Raw genomic sequence first — 17,115 nt, 5'->3', positions numbered from 1 at the left:
GGTGCGCCCGCTCGACCCGCTCCGCGCCGGACAGGCCGACGACCTGGCTGTCGACGACGATGCGGACCCCCGCCGCGCGGGCGGCCGCGACGCCGCCGGGGTGCGCGCGGAACGCGGCCCGCCGGTGCACCAGCGTGACCGACCAGGCCAGCGGCGCCAGGGCCAGCGACCAGTCGACCGCGCTGTCCCCGCCGCCCACGACCACGACGTGGTGGCCGGCGTGCGCGGACGGGTCCGGCACGAAGTACGTCAGCCCCCGCCCGAGCCATTCCTCGCCGGCCGGCAGCGGCCGCGGGGTGAACGTCCCGATGCCCGAGGTGAGCACGACGGCCCCGGCGCGGACCGCCGTGCCGTCGGACAGCACCACGACCGGCCTCGGGTCCGCGTCGCGGCGCAGCTCCACCGCCTGCCGCCCGAGCAGGTGGACCGGCTCGTACGCGGCCGCCTGGGCCGAGAGCGCCGCCACCAGCGAACGCCCGAGGACGCCGGGGACGCCGGCCACGTCCCGGATCTCCTTCTCCGGGTACAGGGCCGAGATCTGCCCGCCGACCTGGGGCAGCGCGTCGACGAGTACGGTGCGCAGACCGCGGAACCCGGCGCAGTAGGCGCCGTAGAGCCCGGTCGGCCCCGCTCCGATGATCGCGATATCGGTTTCGATCTCCAACGTCGCTCTCCTTTCCGGCCACGGAAGCTACACAGGGCCCGGGCTCCTGCCCGCGGGTCGCGGCCCGCTGACCGGAACACGGCTCGCTCAGCGGGACACGGTCCGCTGGGCGGGATGCCGCACTGGGCCGCTCGGCCCCGCGGGTGGTGAACTGCGTGTCGCGGCGCATCGGGAGCCGCGGACAAGCCATGGAAGCGGAGGCGAGAATGAGTGCGGAGGCGGGTACGCCGGATGCGATCGGGGGAGACGCCAGGCGCCGGCCATCGCGGCGGGGCCGCCTGCCGGGCCGGCAGGACTGGTCGAGCTGGCCCCATTACCAGGCGGCGGCCAGCGGGTTCCGCGGCTACTGGTATCCGGTGGCGTTCTCCTCGCACATCACCGGGAAGCCGAAGGCGATCACCCTGCTCGGCGAGCGCATCGTCGTCATCCGTGATGACGGGAAGGTCTACGCGCTGAAGGACCGCTGCCCGCACCGGGGCGTGCCGCTGAGCTACGGCAACCAGCAGTTCCCCGGCACGATCTCCTGCCCGTACCACGGCTGGACGTTCGACCTGGAGACCGGCGCGCTCAAGGCGGTGATCACCGACGGGCCGCAGTCGCCGATCTGCGGGAAGGTGACCCAGCCCACCTACGAGGTCGAGGAGCGCCTCGGCATGGTGTGGATCTTCGTGGGGGACGGCGAGGACGCCCCGCCCATCGACGACCAGCTCCCCGAGGAACTGCGCGACAACCCCGCCGTGATCGGCGCGCGCATCCAGTCCCGCGTGGGCAACTGGCGCTTCGCCTGCGAGAACGGCTACGACGAGGGACACGCGAAATACCTGCACCGCACGGCGCTGTGGCGGCTGTTCAAGGCCATGCCGGTGTGGAACGAGACCCGGATCGTCCGCCGCGGCCGGTGGATCTACCGGGTGCAGGACGCCCAGCACTGGGACGCCGACTTCCCCGGCCTGGGCAAATGGAGCAACCAGGCGTGGTTCAAGCTCAAGCCGCCGAAGCAGGTCGCCAACATCGGCAACACGGGCAGCCACCGCAAGGTGAACCCGGCCATCGCCGCCGAGGAGTTCCCCGGGTTCGCCTCGGTCAGCATGCCGGGGGTCCTGCGCATCGTCTACCCGACCTTCATCCACTACGAGTTCTACGTGCCGGTCGACGCGGACAACCACCTCTACGTCGGCGTGATGGCCACCTTCGAGAAGGGCATCAGGACGCTGCCCTTCTACGCCAAATACCTCGGCGCCGTGCGCTGGCTCTTCCACGGCCAGTTCTCCGGACAGGACAAGTGGATGGTCGAGGTGACCGACGCGCCGCCGGAGCGGCTCTACCGTCCCGACGACTCGCTCCTGCAGTGGCGCAAGCTGGCCGAGGAGATCACGGAGGAGCGCGCCGAACGCCTCAAGATCTCCGGGGACCTCGGCTGATGGGCAAGATCGTCCTGGGCGTGGGCGCGTCCCACTCGACGCTCATGAACACCCACTGGGACCAGGTCGAGCACAAGGACCGCGCGGAACGCTTCCGCGACGCGCTCGGCACGGCCCGCGACGCCCTCGCCGCGGCCCGTCCCGACGTGGCGGTCATCATCGGGTCGAACCACTTCCGCGGCTTCTGGCTGGACCTGATCCCCGCCTTCACCCTCGGCGTGGACGAGGTCATCGCGTCCGGTGAGTCCGGCACGCCGTCGGGCCCGCAGCGCACCCGCCCCGACCTCGCCCAGAGCATCGCGGAATCCCTGGTGGCGGCGGGCACCGAGGTGGCGATCTCGGCGAAGCTGCAGATCGACCACGGCCAGAGCCACGCCGTCCAGTACCTGCTGCGCGACCTCGACGTGCCCGTGATCCCGCTGGTGGTGAACGTGTTCGCCACCCCGCTGCCCCTGATGCGGCGCTGCGCCGAGCTGGGGCGCAACCTCGCCGCCGCGGTGGAGTCGCTGCCCGAGGGACTGCGGGTGGCGGTCATCGCCTCGGGCGGGCTCTCGCACCGGCTGCCGTGGCCGAGCCGCTGGCAGGACCCGCACGGGCCGGACGAGGAGTTCCTGGTGGAGGCCTGGCGGGAGGGCCGGGGCGACTGGGAGCGCTACGACGCGCGCCGCCGGCAGATCATCACCGCCGCGCGGCCGGTCATCTTCCCCGAGTTCGACGAGGAGTTCCTGGCCGCGCTGGAGCGGGGCGAGCTGGAGCGCTACGCCGGCCTGTCCACGGCCGAGATCGAGGAGGCGGCCGGCAACGGCGGCCAGGAACTGCGGTCGTGGCTGGCCATGGCGGCGGCGCTGGGCTTCGCGCCCGGGCGGAGGCTGGCGTACGAGCCGATGCCGGAGTGGCTGACCGGCATGGGGGTCGCCGTCATCGAGCCGGCGTCATGAACCGCGACGAGCTGGTGCGGCAGGCCCTCGCGTCGATCACCGAGGACCGGCTGCGCGCGGCGGCGGTGGACGTCACCTCCATCGCCAGCCCCACGGGTGGCGAGGCGCCGCTGGCCCGGTGGCTGGCCGACCGGCTCGCCGCCGCCGGCCTGGAGGCACACGCGCAGCGCATCGACGACGGCCAGGCCAACGCGGTCGGCCGGCTGAGGGGCGACGGCACGGGCGCGGACCTCATGCTGTACGCCCCGATCGACACCCTGACCACCGGCGACCCGGACCTGGACGTGCCCTGGATCGGCCCGGAGCTGCGCCCCGACATGCGGGCCGAGGCCCGCTGCGAGGGCCCCTACGTCAGCGGCCTCGGCGCGAGCAACCCCAAGGGCCACGCCGCGTGCGTCCTGGTCGTGGGCGAGGCCCTGGCCGCCCTGCGCCCGCAGCTCGCCGGGGACCTGCTGGTGGCCTTCGGGGCCGGCGGCATGCCCACCAACGCCATCGCCCTGGACAGCCGGGCGAACACGGGGCACGGGGTCGGCTGCTCGTTCCTGCTCGAACGCGGCTGGCAGCCCGACCACGCGGTGATCGCCAAGCCGGGGGACTTCGTCGCGCACGACGAGGTCGGCCTGTGCTGGTTCGAGATCGTCGTCCCGGGGACCCACACGTACGCGGGGAGCCGGCACCGCCTGCCGTACCGGAACCCGATCGTGACCGCCGCCGAGGTCGTGACGCGGCTGGAACGGTGGCTGGCGGACTACCCCGAGCGGCACCGCACCGCGACCGCCGCCCCGCAGGGGATCGTCGGGTCGATCGCGGGCGGCTGGGAGCGCATGCTCGCGGTCACCCCCGCGGCCTGCCGCATCCGCCTCGACCTGCGCATCGCACCCGGCACGACGCCGCTGGAGGCCAAGCGGGAGCTGGCGGCCTACGTCCGGCAGGTGTCGGCGGAGCTGGGCACGGAGCTCGCGGTCGAGATGGTGCTGGCCATTCCGGGCACGCGCACGCCGCCGGAGAGCTGGGTGGTGCGCAGCGCCGTACGCGCCTGGGAGAGCGTGAACGCGCGCCCGCACGAGCCCGTCGACGGCAACAGCGGCGCCACCGACGCCAACATCCTGCGGGCGCGCGGGATCCCGACGGCCCGCGTGGGCATGCCGAAGGCCGTGCCAGAGGACGTCGACGTCGACTTCGCCCTCGGCATGAACACCGTCGACGTCAGGGCCATGCGCCGCCTGTGCGAGGTGCTCCTGCGGGTGGCGGCCGACACCGTCACGCGCACGCGCGCCGAGATCGACGAGACCAACGACTGAGGAGGCGCCATGGAACCGCCCAGCGGTTCGTACGCCGACGCCGACGGCGTCAAATATCACTACCTCGACCTGGGGTCGGGACCGGACACGATCTTCCTGCACGGCGGCGGCCCCGGCTGCACCGGGTGGAGCGACTTCGGCCCGGTGGCGCCGCTGTTCGCCGCCGAGCGCCGCTGCCTGATCGTGGACATCCTGCAGTACGGCAGGTCGGAGAAGTGCGTCATCACCGGACCGATGTGGGACTTCCACGCGGCCAGAACCGTCGCGCTCATGGACGCGCTGGGCGTGGAGCGGGCCGACTTCGTCTGCAACTCCTGGGGCGGCACCATCGCGCTGTGCCTGGCCGCGCGCTACCCCGACCGGGTGCGCTCGCTGGTGATCACCGGCAGCATGCCGGTCTTCTACGGCCCGCTCGCGCCCCTGCCCGAGGGCGGCCGGCGCGGCCGCAACGCGCGGGACGTCTACTACGGCGGCGAGGGGCCCACACGGGAGAAGATGCGCGACCTCATCACCCGGCTGGAGTGGTACGACGGCGACCGGCTGCCGGAGTCCACGCTGGACCTGCGCTACGAGCAGAGCCTGGACCCGGAGGAGCGGGCGCTGGCCGCCATGTCCGACTCGCCGCGCGGCGAATGGCAGGACCTCACCGCCGAGCTGGCCGAGATCCAGGTGCCGGCGCTGTTCATGTGGGGCATGCAGGACGCGTTCCTGACACCGGACTATCCGCTCATGCTGGCGCGCATGGTGCCCCGGGGCAACCTGTACGTCATGGACCACGCGGGGCACCACCTCCAGGAGGAGCGTCCCGAGGCGTACCACGCCGTGGTCACCGGATTCCTGACGGGGGCGGGCCGATGAAGAGACTGCTGATCGCCGCGCCCGCCGTCGTGCTGGCCGTGCTCCTCGCCCGCTTGCTCGCGGCCCGCAGCAACACCCAGGTGCACCGCATCAACCAGGACAAACCCGCCCTCGACCGTTGAAGGTGACGTGACGATGACCATATGGACCGAGTTGAGCCCGTTGAGCCTGAGCGTCTCGTACGTGGACGCGGGGGGAGTGCCGACCCGCAGCCTGCGGGCCGGATCGGGCGAGCCCGTGGTGTTCCTGCACGGGACCAGCGGGCACCTGGAGGCGTTCACCCGCAACCTGGCCGCGCACGCGGAGCAGTACGAGTGCCACGCCATCGACATGCTGGGCCACGGCTACACCGGCAAGCCGGACTATCCATACGAGATCCCGCGCTATGTCGAGCACCTGCTGGCGTACTTCGACGCGGTGGGCATCGAGCGCGCGCACATCGTGGGGGAGTCGCTGGGCGGCTGGGTCGGCGGTCGCCTCGCGATCGACCACCCCGGCCGCGTGGCGAGCCTGCAGCTGCTCTGCGCGGGCGGCACCGTCGCCAACCCGCAGGTCATGGAGCGCATCAGGACGAGCACACGCGAGGCGGTGCTCAGTGACGACGTGGAGCTCACCCGCAAGCGGCTGCGGCTGCTGATGGCCGACCCGGCCGACGCCACCGAGGAGCTGGTGGAGGTGCGCCACGCCATCTACCACGAGCCCGCGTTCGTGGCAGGCGTCGACAACCTGCTCTGCCTGCAGGACATGGAGACCCGGCAGCGCAACATCCTGCGCCCCGGCGACCTGGCCGGGATCTCCCAGCCGACGCTGATCGTCTGGGGCCGCAAGAACCCGTTCGGCGACGTGCCGGAGGCGACCGCCATGCACGAGGCCATCGCGGGCTCGCAGCTGGAGCTGTTCGAGGAGTGCGGCCACTGGCCCCAGCACGAGCAGGCCGCGCGCTACAACCCGCTCAGCCTGTCCTTCCTGGCCAAGAGCTCGGCGGCGGGCTTCTCGGGCCGGATCACTGGTCGGGTGTCGGGCCGATGACGCGCGCGGCGCGCTTCCACGCGTGGGGCGCGGCCCCTGTCGTGGAGGACGTCCCCGAACCCGCGTACGAGCCGGGGCGGGTGCTGGTCGAGGTCAAGGCGGCGGCGCTGAGCCATCTGGACCTGACCGTCGCCACCGGGTCCTTCGCGATGAAACCGGCCCTCCCGTACGTGGGCGGGGTCGAGGCCAGCGGGGTGGTCCTGGAAGCCGACGAGCTGGCCCCCGGCACGCAGGTGCTCCTGCGCGGGGGCGGGCTGGGCCTGCTGCGCGACGGCTGCTGGACCGAACGGGTCAGCGTCAGCCCCAAGGCCGTCAGCCCGCTGGCGGAGCCGCTGCCCCATGAGGTCGCCGCGTCGTTCTTCGTCCCGGCCACCACGGCGTACGTCGCCCTGCACGACATCGCCCGCCTGGAGCCGGGGGAGGAGGTCGTCGTGACCGGCGCCACCGGGGCGGTCGGCGCGATGGTCGCCCAGCAGGCGCGGCTGGCCGGGGCCACGGTGACCGGGCTGGTCGGGCGGTCCGACCAGCTCGATCGGGTGCCCGAGGGGGTGCGCGGCGTGGCGGCCGACGACGCCGCGGCGGTCGCGGAGCTGGCCTCGGCGCGCTCGGCGTCCCTGCTGGTCGACACGCTCGGAGGCGCCGGCCTGGTCGAGCGCACGCGCTGGGTCCGCCCCGGCGGCCGGGCCGTGGTCATCGGGTACGTGCTGGGCACGTCGGTGACGGTCGATCTGCCGTCGTGGCTGCTCGACGACGTGGCGCTGCTGCCCGTGAACATGGTCCGGCACGAGCGCCGGGCGCGCGAGGTGGCCCCGTCGCTGGTCGGCCGCCTGGCCTCCGGCGAGCTCGGCGTGGAGGTCGAGCGGTTCGACCTGGCCGAGATCGCCAAGGCCCTGGAGCTGTTGCGCGAGGGCCGGGTACGCGGGCGTGCGGTCGTCACGTTCGGATAGCCGCCGGGCCCGTTCCGCTCACCGAGACAGGGCCGTTGTCCGGAACGGACATGGGCCCGATTATCGGGCAATGGCTCTTATGCACTCCCCGTCGTCACCTGACGTCAAGCCCCTGGCCATCGTCCCTTCACCCGAGCACGACGCGGCGGCGAACAGCGTACTGGGCAAGGTGCGGCTGATCCTGGAGGCCTTCGGCCCCGACGACGAGAGCCTGGGCCTGTCCGAGATCGTCCGCCGCACCGGCGTGGCCAAGGCGTCGGTCCACCGGCTGGCCCAGGAGCTGCTGCAGTGGGGCCTGCTGGAGCGGCGCGGGTCCGAATACTGGCTGGGCATGCGCCTGTTCGAGATCGGGCAGCGCGTGCCGCGCCAGCGGATCCTGCGGGAGGCGGCGCGGCCCTTCATGGAGGACCTCTACCAGGCGACGGGGGAGACCATCCACCTGGCGGTGCTGGACGGGCTGGAGGTCATCTACCTGGAGAAGGTCTCCGGCCACGGCCAGGTGTCCAGGCCGTCGCGCGTCGCCGGGCGCATGCCGCTGCACTGCACGGCGACCGGCAAGGCCCTGCTGGCGTTCGGCCCGGCGGCCCTCTTCGGCGACGTCGTGGCCACCCCGCTGGCCCGCGTGACGCCGCGCACGGTCACCGCCCCGAAGCTGCTCGCCCAGGAGATCCAGCAGGCCAGGAAGGCCGGGTACGCCGTCGAGCGGGAGCAGACCCGGGTCGGCTACCTCAGCGTGGCGATCCCGCTCACCGGGGCCACCGGCACCATGGTCGCCGCGCTGTCGGTGACGGCGCCGACCTTCCGCGCCGACGTCAACAAGTACGTGGGCCTGCTCAGCATGGTGAGCAGGCGCATCACGAAGTCGATCATGGCCGCCGACGGCGGCCGGACCTGATCAGGCCGTCAGGAACGCCGCCACGGCCTCCGCGACCTCGGCGGGCTTGTGCTCCATGAGCGGGATCGTGCCGCCCTCGACGACGGCCGACGTCACGCTCGCCGCCCCGGTGAGATGCTCCCGGAGCGGGGCCATGTTCGGCAGCGCGAACGGGTCCGCCGCGCCCGCCAGCAGCAGCACGGGCGCCGTCACCAGGCCGATCCTGTCCTCCATGACGTAGCGCGCGCACGCCCGGTGGCCTTCGGCCGGATCGACCCCCGGCGCGAGGGCGTCGCGGACGAACCGGTCGAGGAGGCCGGTGACCGGTTCGGGATAGTACGGCTGCCGCAGCCGCCACAGCTTGACCAGGTGGTCGCCCTCCGGTGACGGCTCGGCCTCGTCCACCCCCGGGCCGTGCGCGTGGGAGGCGCGGTAGCGGGCGTCCGCCCACGGGGCCGACGACAGCACCAGCAGGCCCACCCGCTCCGGCGCGGACGCCGCCAGCTCGACGGCCACCGCGCCGCCGGTGTGGTGGCCGAGCACGTCGGCCCGCTCGATGCCGAGGCCGTCCAGCAGCGCCAGCGCACCGGCCGCGAACAGCTCGATCGTGTGGGGCGCCGGGGGCTTCGCGCTGGCCCCGAAGCCGACCATGTCCATGGCCAGGACGCGCCGGTGGGGCGCCAGCAGGGGCATCAGCTCGCGGAACTCGTCCCACGATCGGGGGGTCTGATGCAGGAGCAGCAGGGGCCGGCCGGTGCCCTGCTCGGCGTAGTGGAGCTGGCCGAAGGGCGAGTCGGCGTACCCGAAACGCGGCGGCGCCGTGATGTCCAAGGGGTCCTCCCTCATGCCGGGTCGTCACCTGATGTTTACATCGGTCCGCCCGGCGAAACCTATACATTCCAGACGTTCTGCACTATTCATGGGACAAATGGAAAGTGGTCGCGAGGGGAGTTCCGATGTCCTCACAGGTGGTCGTGGCGGCGCCGGCCGGCCCCGACGATGAGGAGGAATACCCCAATTCGGTGCTCGGCAAGGCCCAGTTGATCTTCGGGGCGTTCGAGTCGGGGGCGGTCCAGCTCCGGCTCACCGAGCTCAGCCGGCGCTCGGGGGTGCCGAAGGCGTCGGCGTACCGGCTGGCGCAGGAGCTGGTGCAATGGGGGCTGCTGGAGCGCAAGGGGGACTCCTACCAGCTCGGCATGCGCATGTTCGAGCTGGGCCAGCGGGTGCCGGTCTCCGCCGTGCTGCGCCGCGTGGCCCGCCCCCTCCTCACCGACCTGTTCGCCGCCACCAGGGCGACCATCCACCTGGCGGTCCTCGACCGCGGTCACGTGCTCTACGTGGAGAAGGTGGCCGGGGAGCAGAACGTGAACACCCACTCCCGGGTGGGCGGCCGCCTGCCCGCGGCGTGCACGGCGACGGGGAAGGCCCTGCTCGCGAACCTCCCCGACCTCGAGGAACGGCTGCGCCGCCTCGCCCGGACCGGCCTGCCGCGCCTGACGCCGCGCACCGTCGCGTCCGTGGAGGACCTGCGCCGGCAGCTCGCGGTCGTCAGGGAACGGGGTTACGCCATCGAGCGGCAGGAGATCCTGCTGGGCTTCGGCAGCATCGCCGTGCCCGTCGCGGGAGCCGATGGAACGGTCCTCGCGTCCGTGTCGGCCGCCGCGCCGCTGTCGCGCCTGGCGGCGAAGCGGCTGCTGCCCGGGCTGTTCGCGGCGGCCGACGGCATCTCCCGCGCCGTCGAGCGGGAGTGCTGACGATCAACGTCAGAAGGCGGTGCGCATCCAGCCGGCCGACGCCTGCGCGCTCTCGTACGGGTCGGCGATGTCGGGCCGGTCCACCTCCACCATCAGCCACCCGTCGAACGCCTCGGGCAGGTTGCCGATGATGCCGGTCAGGTCGAGCTCACCCCGCCCGGGCTCGACCCAGAGCCCCGCGAGCACGGTCTGCCGGTAGTCCCAGCCCTTCTCGCGGCCCTCGGCGGCGACGCTGAGCCGGCAGTCCTTCACGTGCACGAAGGGGATCCGCTCGGCGTAGTCCTTCACGAGGCGGGCGACGTCGGCGCCCGCCCACGCCAGGTGGCCCGTGTCGGGCAGGAAGCCGAGCCGGGACTCCGGCAGGGCCTCGAGCACCGCCCGGCCCTCCTCCTCGGTCTCGACCCACGTGCCGACGTGCGGGTGCAGGCACGGCCGGACGCCCTCGGCCACCATGGCGTCGCAGATCCGCCCGATCAGCTCCGTCACCGCCTCGACGCGCGAAGGGTCGGCGTCGTGCCCCTGCGCGGGGTTCAGGACGCGCGGCGCCTCCTTGCCCATGCCCAGGCCCAGGCCGATCTCGGTCAGGCCGAGCCGGGCCTGCGTGCGGGCGACCTCGGCGGCGGCGGCCACGACGGTGTCCTCGTTGCCGTCCCTGCCGTCCGAGCGGCAGGGGAAGTAGCCGGGCGCGAGCGACAGGCCGACCTCGTCCAGCAGCGTTCGGTACTGCTCGACGTCGAGGCCGGCGGGCACCTCGGACATGACGTGGTCGAACCCGGCCCCCTTGATCTGGGTCAGCAGCTCCTTCGGCGCGGGGGCCAGCGACGGGTCCAGCCAGCCGTCGGCGCTGGCCATCCACTGGATCGGGTTGAGCGCGATCTTCGCGGTCATTCGGTTTCCTTTCCGTTGTCGGCAAAGTGGCAGGCGGCCCGCTGGCCGGTGGCCGTGAGGGTGAGCTGAGGGTCGATCTCCGCGCAGATCGTCCGTTCCGGGTTGACCAGCGGGCCGATCGGGCACCTGGTGCGGAACCGGCAGCCGGACGGCGGGTTCGCCGGGCTGGGCAGGTCGCCGGGGAGGACGATGCGCTCGCGCGTGCGCGCGGAGGCCGACGGGACGGGTGAGGACGACATCAGGGCGGCGGTGTAGGGGTGCTGCGGGCTGCCGTAGACGTCGGCGGCGTCGCCGTACTCCACGATCCGGCCCAGGTACATGACCGCGACGGTGTCGCTGAGGTGCCGCACCACCGACAGGTCGTGGGCGATGAACAGGTAGCCGAGGCCGAGCTCGTTCTGCAGCTGCTCCAGCAGGTTGATGATCTGCGCCTGGATCGACATGTCCAGGGCGGAGACCGGCTCGTCGAGGATGAGCGCGCGCGGCTGCCTGGCCAGCGCGCGGGCGATGCCGATGCGCTGGCGCTGGCCGCCCGAGAACGCGTGGGGGTAGCGGTCGAGGTGCTCGGCGCGCAGCCCGACCTGCTCCATCAGCGACCGCGCCGCCTCCTCGCGCTCCCGCCGGCCGACGCCTCTGAACGCGAGCGCCTCGGACAGCGACTGCCTGATCGTGCGGCGCGGGTTCAGCGACGCGTACGGGTCCTGGAACAGGTACTGCACCGAGGACCTGACCCGCCCGAGATCCGCCTGCCCCATCGTGCTCACGTCGGCGCCGTCGACGAGGACCGATCCGCCGGAGACCCGGTTGATCCCGACGATGCTCCTGGACAGCGTCGACTTGCCGCAGCCGCTCTCGCCCACCAGCCCGAGCGTGCGGCCGGCGTGCACCGACAGGCTCACGGAGTCGACCGCGTACACGGGAGGGTCGCGGTGGAACAGCCCGCGCCGCCGGGACCCGACGTCGATCCGCAGGTCGCGCACCTCGAGGACGGGCGTCGTGGCGTCCGGGACGGCCGCCTCTGGGGCGGCGTGGACCGAGATGTCGGCGGGGGGCGGCTCTGGGTCGGGGACCGAGACGTCGGTGGTGTCGCGTTGCGCGACGAAGCAGGCCGCCGACTGCCCTTCGGTGCCGATCTGGAGCAGCTCCGGCGGCTCGTGCTCGCAGACGTCCTCGGTGAAGCGGCACCGGGGAGCGAACGGGCAGCCGGGCGGCGGCGCGGCCGGGTCGGGCGGCGCTCCCGGGATCGCGGGCAGCGGCTGTCCGATCCGGTCGTCGTCGAGTCGGGGCATGGCCGCCAGCAGCGCCGCGGTGTAGGGGTGCCGCGGCTGCTCGAACACCTGCTCGACGGTGCCCTTCTCGACCGTGCGGCCGCCGTACATGACGACGACGTCGGTGCAGAGCTCGGCCACGACCCCCATGTCGTGGGTGATGATCGCGATGGCGATGCCGAGCTCGGTGCGCAGCCGGGCGAGCAGGCGCAGGATCTGCGCCTGGATGGTCACGTCGAGGGCGGTCGTGGGCTCGTCCGCGATCAGCAGCGCGGGGTCGTTGGCCAGGGCGATCGCGATGACGACGCGCTGGCGCATGCCTCCGGAGAACTGGTGCGGGTAATGGTCGATCTTCGTCCGGACGTCGGGGATGCCGACCTGGTCGAGCAGCTCGATCGCGCGCCTGCGCGCGGTCTGCCTGTCGACCCCGTGCAGCGTCATGGCCTCGGCGATCTGGTCGCCCACCTTCATGACGGGGTTGAGCGCGGCCTGCGGGTCCTGGAATATCATCGCGACCTTGCTGCCGCGGCGGCGCCGCATCTCGCGTTCGGGCAGGGCGAGCAGGTCCTCGCCGCCGAGCCGTACGGAGCCGGCCACGACCTCGCCCGGCGGGCGCAGCATGCGCATGATGGAGCGCGCCGTCACGGACTTGCCCGAGCCGGACTCGCCGACGATGCCGAGCACGTCGCCCGGGTAGATGTCGAAGCTGACGTCGTTGACGGCCTTGACGCCGCCGCTCCTCAGCCGGAACTCGGTGCGCAGGCCTTCGACCCGCAGCAACGGCACGTCCTTCGCCGTCACCGGGGCCAGGGGTTCGGTGGAGGTCACCGGCGGTTCACCGCCTCGTTGAGCGCGTCGGACACCAGGCTGAAGCCCACCGCCACCAGGAGCAGCAGGAGCGCGGGGCCGACGATGTAGGTGGGGGACTGGGTGACGAACCGCAGCCCGTTGTTCAGGAGCACGCCGAGCGAGGGCGTCGGCGGCTGCACGCCGAGGCCGACGATGCTCAGCCCGGCCTCGATGTAGACGCCGACGACCATCCACACGGCCGCGTTGACGACGGCCGAGTCCATGGCGTTCGGCAGGACGTGCCGGACCAGGACCTGCGGGCGGGAGACGCCGAGCACCCGGGCGGCGAGGACGTACTCCCTGCTCTGCTGGGCCAGCCAGGCGCCGCGGGCCAGCCGGCCGGCCGTGGGCAGTCCGCTGATCAGGATGGTCAGAAACAGCGCCGGCCAGCCCGGCCCCAGGATGGCCACCAGGCAGATCCCTAGGATCAGGCCGGGGAAGCCGATGATCACGTCGAGCAGCCGCTGCACCGCCGACCCCAGGTGCTCCGACAGCGCGCCGCTCAGCCCGAGCAAAACCCCGATCGCCATGCTGAGCGGCACCGCGGTGAAGATCAGGCTGAGGTCGATGCGCAGGCCGTAGACGCTGCGGACGAAGATGTCGCGGCCGAACTCGTCCACGCCGAAGATGTGCCCGGCCGAGATCCCGGTCAGCGCCTCGCGGCCCTGCTCGTCGTACCCGCCGGGGAAGAGCACGGGGGCGAGCAGGGCGGCCAGGCTCATGACGGCGAGGATCGACAGCCCGATGACGCCCTTCGGCGTGCGGAACGCCGACAGGTAGCGCGCCAGCGTCGGGTTCAGCCGGCGTGCGCGCGGGATTCCCCCTTCGAGTGGAATGTCTGCCATGCCTACGCTCCCAACGTGATCCGGGGGTCGAGTGCTGCCAGGATCATCTCGGTGAGGATCTGGCAGATCACCGCCACGAAGACGACGGCCAGGATCAGCACCTGCAGCACGGTGAAGTCGCGGGTCTGCACGCTGGAGACGGCGAGCTGGCCGAGGCCGTTGCGGTTGAAGATCGCCTCGATGATGACCGCGCCGGCGAGCAGGTTGCCGACCTGCAGGCCCACCGCGACGACCGCGGTGCCCACGCTGTTGCGCAGCACGTGCCGGATCGTGATCCGGGCGCCCGAGGCTCCCTTGCTGAGCGCGAGGTCCACGTAGTCCTCGTTCCTGGCGACCAGCATCTCCGCCTGCAGCAGCCGGGCCACGACCGCCGCGGGCGGCAGTGCCAGCGCGATCGCCGGCAGGATCAGGAACTGGAAGCCGATCACCGGATTGTCGAGGAAGGCGACCTCGCCGCTGACGGGCAGCCAGCGGTTCAGCACGCCGAAGACGAGGATCAGCCCCAGCCCCGTGACGAACGACGGTACGGCCACGAGGACGCTGTTGACCAGGTCGAGGCCGGCCCGGGCCCAGCGGCTGCGGACCGAGCCGACCACGACGCCCAGGGCCGTGCCGATCGCGATGACCAGCAGCGTGGCCAGGGCGGCCAGCTCGACCGTGCTCCCCAGCCGGTCGCCGATGAGGCTCGCGACGCTGCGGCGCAGCAGGTAGGACTGGCCGAGGTCGCCCTGGAGCAGCCCGGCCATCCAGTCCGCGTACTGGATCACCAGGGGGCGGTCCAGGCCGAGCTGCTGCCTGATCGCGGCGATGTTGGCCGCGGTCGGGTCCGCTCCGGCGAGCGTGACCGCCACGTCGCCCGGCGCCAGGCGGGGCAGGGCGAAGGCCACGATCGAGCTGGCCAGCAGCACGAACACCAGCGAAGGGAGCTTGCGTATCAGGAACCTGACCATCGTCCTGCCTCCGGTTACTTGGACAGCCAGGCCTGGCTGAGGTCGAGGAAGCCCATCTGCGTGGACTTGATGCCGTTCACGGAGTTCGCGCGCAGGGTGAGGGTGGGGCGGGTGACCAGCGGGAGCACGAACGCCTGGTCGATGAAGTAGGCGTCGTAGTCGCGCAGGGCCTTCTGCTGGTCCTCCGTGGTGCTCGCGCTGGTGACCGCCTTGACCAGCTTCGTGTACTCGGGGCTCTTGAAGTGCGAGACGTTGCCGTCCGCCAGCAGCTCCGGCCGGCTCACGACGGCGGTGGCCGGGGACAGGCCGTTGCTGTTCTGCATGAGGAAGGCGGGGGCGCCCAGGTCCTTCTTGGCGACCCTGGCGTCGTAGTCGGCCACGGGCACGACGACCGGGTTGGCGTTCAGCCCCACGGCGGCCAGGTTGTTCTTGACGATCTGGAAGACGCCGGTGGCCTCGGGCGAGTTCAGCGTGAGCACGTCGAACGAGACGTTCTTCACCCCCGCCTCGGCCAGCAGCTGCTTGGCCTTGTCCGGCTGGTAGGTGTACTGCTTGGCCTGGGCGGCGTCGTAGCCGATCGTCGAGGCCCGCCAGGGCACGTTGGTCGGGTCGGCCTGGCCGCCCATGACCTGCTGCACGATGCGGTCGCGGTCGATCGCGTAGTGGACCGCCTGGCGCACGGCCTTGTTGTCGAACGGCGGCTTGGTCACGTCGAACGCCAGCGGGATGGCCGCGCCGCCCGAGGTCACGAGGGAGAAGCCCGGCTGCTGGCTCAGGGTCCTGGCGTCCAGGGCCGCCATGCCGACGCCGTACTGGACGCGGCCGCTGCGGATGGCCGCGACCATGGCCGTCGGGTCCTTGATCAGGTTGATCTCGATGGTGTCGAGCTGGGTGCCCGCCGCGTCGCGGTAGCCCGCGTACTTGCCGAGCACCAGCTTGCCGCCGGGAGTCCACGACTTCCACGTGAAGCGCCCGGTGCCGTCGACCTTCGTGCCCGCGGCGTAGTCGCCGTAGGAGTCCTTGTTGAGGATGGGCATCGTCTCGAAGAGGTCGAAGATGTTCGGCAGCGGCTGCTTGAACGTCAGCGTCAGCTCGTGCTCGCCCTTGGTCTTCATGTCGGAGATCTGGGCGGCGATCGACTGGTTGGCCGCGCCGGTGGCCGGGTCCTGGACCTTCTGGATGGCGAAGACGACGTCGTCGGCGGTCAGCTTGCGGCCGCTGTGGAAGGTCACGTCGTCGCGGAGCTTGAGGTCCAGGCTCCTGCCGTCGGGGGCCAGGGTCCACGACTCGGCCAGGACGCCCTTGGGCTGCCCGGTCCTGCCGTCGATGAGGGTCAGCGTCTCGAAGACCGCGTACTCCGCCACGACGTTGCCGAAGGAGGTCTTGAGGAACGAACCCGGGTCGGCGTCGCTCGTCTGGGCGACGATGAGGGTGCCGCCCCCGCGCACCGGGCCGGTACTCGCGCTCGCGGAGTTCCCGATGGCGCCCTGGTTGGCGGCGCTGCACGCGGCGGAGGCGAGCATGGCCGCGCCGGTGGCGCTCGCGGCGAGACGACGGCGCCATACTGACTTCGTCAGTGACATAGGTACTCCTCGAGACAATCTGGGGGCGTGCGGTGTAACGAGGTGTCGGGCATCGTACTAATTGCCCGAATTGTTGCCGGACGCGGAGTCACCGTTCTTCAGGTGGTGGGCTCAAACCCTAGAGCCGGACGATTCGGGCGGCTCCCGCGCCGGTTCGCTGACCGGAACAGGCCTTCACCCCGGTCCGCACCCGGTCGGTAGCGTCCCTGACCATGCCTCTCGCTTACGGGTTCATCGACTACGGCGGTCCGGATGTCCAGCGCTTCCTCGACGTTCCCGCGCCCGAGCCGCAACCGGGCGAGGTGCTCGTCGAGGTGCGCGCGGCCGGCGTCAACCCGGTGGACTGGAAGGTCCGCGCCGGCATGCACCGGGCCTTCCTGCCGCTGCGCCTGCCCGCGGTCCTCGGGCGCGAGGTGGCCGGGACCGTGGTGCGGACCGGCCCCGGAGCCACCCGCCTGGCCGTCGGGGACGCGGTCTTCGGCAGCACGGCCGGCGGGAGCGGCGGGTACGCCGAGCTGGCGGTGCTGCCGGCGGACCGGGCCGCGCGCATGCCGGACGGGCTGAGCTTCACCGACGCGGCGGCGCTGCCGATCGCGGCGGGGACCGCCTACGAGGGGCTCGCCGCCCTCGCCCCGGCCCCCGGTCAGACGCTGCTGATCCTGGGCGCCGGCGGGGGAGTCGGCACGGTCGCGGCCCAGCTCGCGGTCATGGACGGGGTACGCGTCGTGGGCACGGCGAGCCTGGCGAAGAGCGCGTTCGTCGAATCCCTCGGCGCCACGGCGGTCGCCTACGATCGCGAGGACGTCGCGGGCCGGCTGCGGGAGCTTCTTCCCGAAGGCGCCGGCGCCGTTCTCGACCTGGTCGGCGGCGACGCCCTCCAGGGTGTCGCGGAGATTCTCACCGCCGGGACGCGCGTGCTCACCGTGGCCGGCGAGGAGACCGCCGC

General features: G+C 72.4%; 17 protein-coding genes. 10 read left to right on the top strand and 7 right to left on the bottom strand.

The genetic code is table 11. The features are described 5' to 3' along the window. Window positions 1-664, bottom strand: a 664-nt coding sequence (locus tag ACWDX9_RS46755; RefSeq protein WP_449966910.1) for an NAD(P)/FAD-dependent oxidoreductase, incomplete at its 3' end; no start/stop codon positions are given. Window positions 665-870: 206 nt separating this feature from the next. On the opposite strand from ACWDX9_RS46755, the gene ACWDX9_RS46750 reads away from it, so the two are divergent. The 8 genes from ACWDX9_RS46750 to ACWDX9_RS46715 all read left to right on the top strand — a co-directional run bounded on the left by ACWDX9_RS46750 (window position 871) and on the right by ACWDX9_RS46715 (window position 8,053). Beyond that, window positions 871-2,085: a Rieske 2Fe-2S domain-containing protein gene (locus ACWDX9_RS46750; RefSeq protein ID WP_449966907.1), complete on the top strand. Its 1,215-nt coding sequence runs from the start codon at window positions 871-873 to the stop codon at window positions 2,083-2,085. Further along, window positions 2,085-3,023 (top strand): DODA-type extradiol aromatic ring-opening family dioxygenase, encoded by a 939-nt coding sequence (locus ACWDX9_RS46745; protein ID WP_449966904.1) that lies wholly within the window; start codon window positions 2,085-2,087, stop codon window positions 3,021-3,023. Before ACWDX9_RS46750 ends, ACWDX9_RS46745 begins: the two co-directional genes overlap by 1 nt. Beyond that, on the top strand, window positions 3,020-4,324 hold the full coding sequence (locus ACWDX9_RS46740; RefSeq protein ID WP_449966901.1) for a M20 family metallopeptidase: 1,305 nt from the start codon (window positions 3,020-3,022) through the stop codon (window positions 4,322-4,324). Before ACWDX9_RS46745 ends, ACWDX9_RS46740 begins: the two co-directional genes overlap by 4 nt. Before the next feature lie 9 nt (window positions 4,325-4,333). Next, the gene (locus tag ACWDX9_RS46735) at window positions 4,334-5,182 is read left to right on the top strand and encodes an alpha/beta fold hydrolase (protein ID WP_449966899.1); all 849 of its coding nucleotides are present in this window, start codon (window positions 4,334-4,336) and stop codon (window positions 5,180-5,182) included. Continuing rightward, on the top strand, window positions 5,179-5,304 hold the full coding sequence (locus ACWDX9_RS46730; RefSeq protein ID WP_355200272.1) for a hypothetical protein: 126 nt from the start codon (window positions 5,179-5,181) through the stop codon (window positions 5,302-5,304). The genes ACWDX9_RS46735 and ACWDX9_RS46730 overlap by 4 nt, the downstream gene beginning before the upstream one ends. Before the next feature lie 13 nt (window positions 5,305-5,317). Further along, window positions 5,318-6,211 (top strand): alpha/beta fold hydrolase, encoded by an 894-nt coding sequence (locus ACWDX9_RS46725; protein WP_449966896.1) that lies wholly within the window; start codon window positions 5,318-5,320, stop codon window positions 6,209-6,211. Beyond that, window positions 6,208-7,158 carry a quinone oxidoreductase family protein gene (locus ACWDX9_RS46720; protein WP_449966893.1) on the top strand — a complete coding sequence of 317 codons (951 nt, stop codon included), beginning with the start codon at window positions 6,208-6,210 and terminating at the stop codon, window positions 7,156-7,158. The genes ACWDX9_RS46725 and ACWDX9_RS46720 overlap by 4 nt, the downstream gene beginning before the upstream one ends. A 70-nt stretch (window positions 7,159-7,228) precedes the next feature. Continuing rightward, window positions 7,229-8,053 (top strand): IclR family transcriptional regulator, encoded by an 825-nt coding sequence (locus ACWDX9_RS46715; RefSeq protein ID WP_350727480.1) that lies wholly within the window; start codon window positions 7,229-7,231, stop codon window positions 8,051-8,053. On the opposite strand, the gene ACWDX9_RS46710 is transcribed toward ACWDX9_RS46715, so the two are convergent. Further along, a complete protein-coding gene (locus ACWDX9_RS46710) occupies window positions 8,054-8,863 on the bottom strand; it encodes an alpha/beta fold hydrolase (protein ID WP_449966891.1) in 810 nt (269 codons plus the stop codon). Window positions 8,864-8,988: 125 nt separating this feature from the next. On the opposite strand from ACWDX9_RS46710, the gene ACWDX9_RS46705 reads away from it, so the two are divergent. Continuing rightward, the gene (locus tag ACWDX9_RS46705) at window positions 8,989-9,786 is read left to right on the top strand and encodes an IclR family transcriptional regulator (protein ID WP_449966888.1); all 798 of its coding nucleotides are present in this window, start codon (window positions 8,989-8,991) and stop codon (window positions 9,784-9,786) included. Window positions 9,787-9,795: 9 nt separating this feature from the next. On the opposite strand, the gene ACWDX9_RS46700 is transcribed toward ACWDX9_RS46705, so the two are convergent. Genes ACWDX9_RS46700 through ACWDX9_RS46680 form a run of 5 tightly spaced genes read right to left on the bottom strand, consistent with a single transcriptional unit; the run spans window position 9,796 to window position 16,169 of the window. Beyond that, the gene (locus ACWDX9_RS46700) at window positions 9,796-10,674 is read right to left on the bottom strand and encodes a sugar phosphate isomerase/epimerase family protein (RefSeq protein ID WP_449966886.1); all 879 of its coding nucleotides are present in this window, start codon (window positions 10,672-10,674) and stop codon (window positions 9,796-9,798) included. Further along, entirely contained in the window at window positions 10,671-12,770 is a 2,100-nt protein-coding gene (locus ACWDX9_RS46695; RefSeq protein WP_449966883.1) for an ABC transporter ATP-binding protein, read from the bottom strand. The genes ACWDX9_RS46700 and ACWDX9_RS46695 overlap by 4 nt, the downstream gene beginning before the upstream one ends. Further along, on the bottom strand, window positions 12,767-13,636 hold the full coding sequence (locus tag ACWDX9_RS46690) for an ABC transporter permease (protein ID WP_449966880.1): 870 nt from the start codon (window positions 13,634-13,636) through the stop codon (window positions 12,767-12,769). The genes ACWDX9_RS46695 and ACWDX9_RS46690 overlap by 4 nt, the downstream gene beginning before the upstream one ends. Window positions 13,637-13,638: 2 nt before the next feature. Continuing rightward, window positions 13,639-14,586, bottom strand: a complete 948-nt coding sequence (locus ACWDX9_RS46685; RefSeq protein ID WP_350727485.1) for an ABC transporter permease — start codon at window positions 14,584-14,586, stop codon at window positions 13,639-13,641. 14 nt (window positions 14,587-14,600) lie between these two features. Continuing rightward, window positions 14,601-16,169: an ABC transporter substrate-binding protein gene (locus tag ACWDX9_RS46680; RefSeq protein WP_449966877.1), complete on the bottom strand. Its 1,569-nt coding sequence runs from the start codon at window positions 16,167-16,169 to the stop codon at window positions 14,601-14,603. Window positions 16,170-16,381: 212 nt separating this feature from the next. Between ACWDX9_RS46680 and ACWDX9_RS46675 the strand changes: the two genes are divergently transcribed. After that, window positions 16,382-17,115: NADP-dependent oxidoreductase (locus ACWDX9_RS46675; protein ID WP_449966874.1), on the top strand; the 734-nt coding region annotated here is incomplete at its 3' end.

This window comes from Nonomuraea sp. NPDC003201 (assembly GCF_053590415.1).
This window is presented reverse-complemented; position numbering and strand designations above follow the sequence as displayed.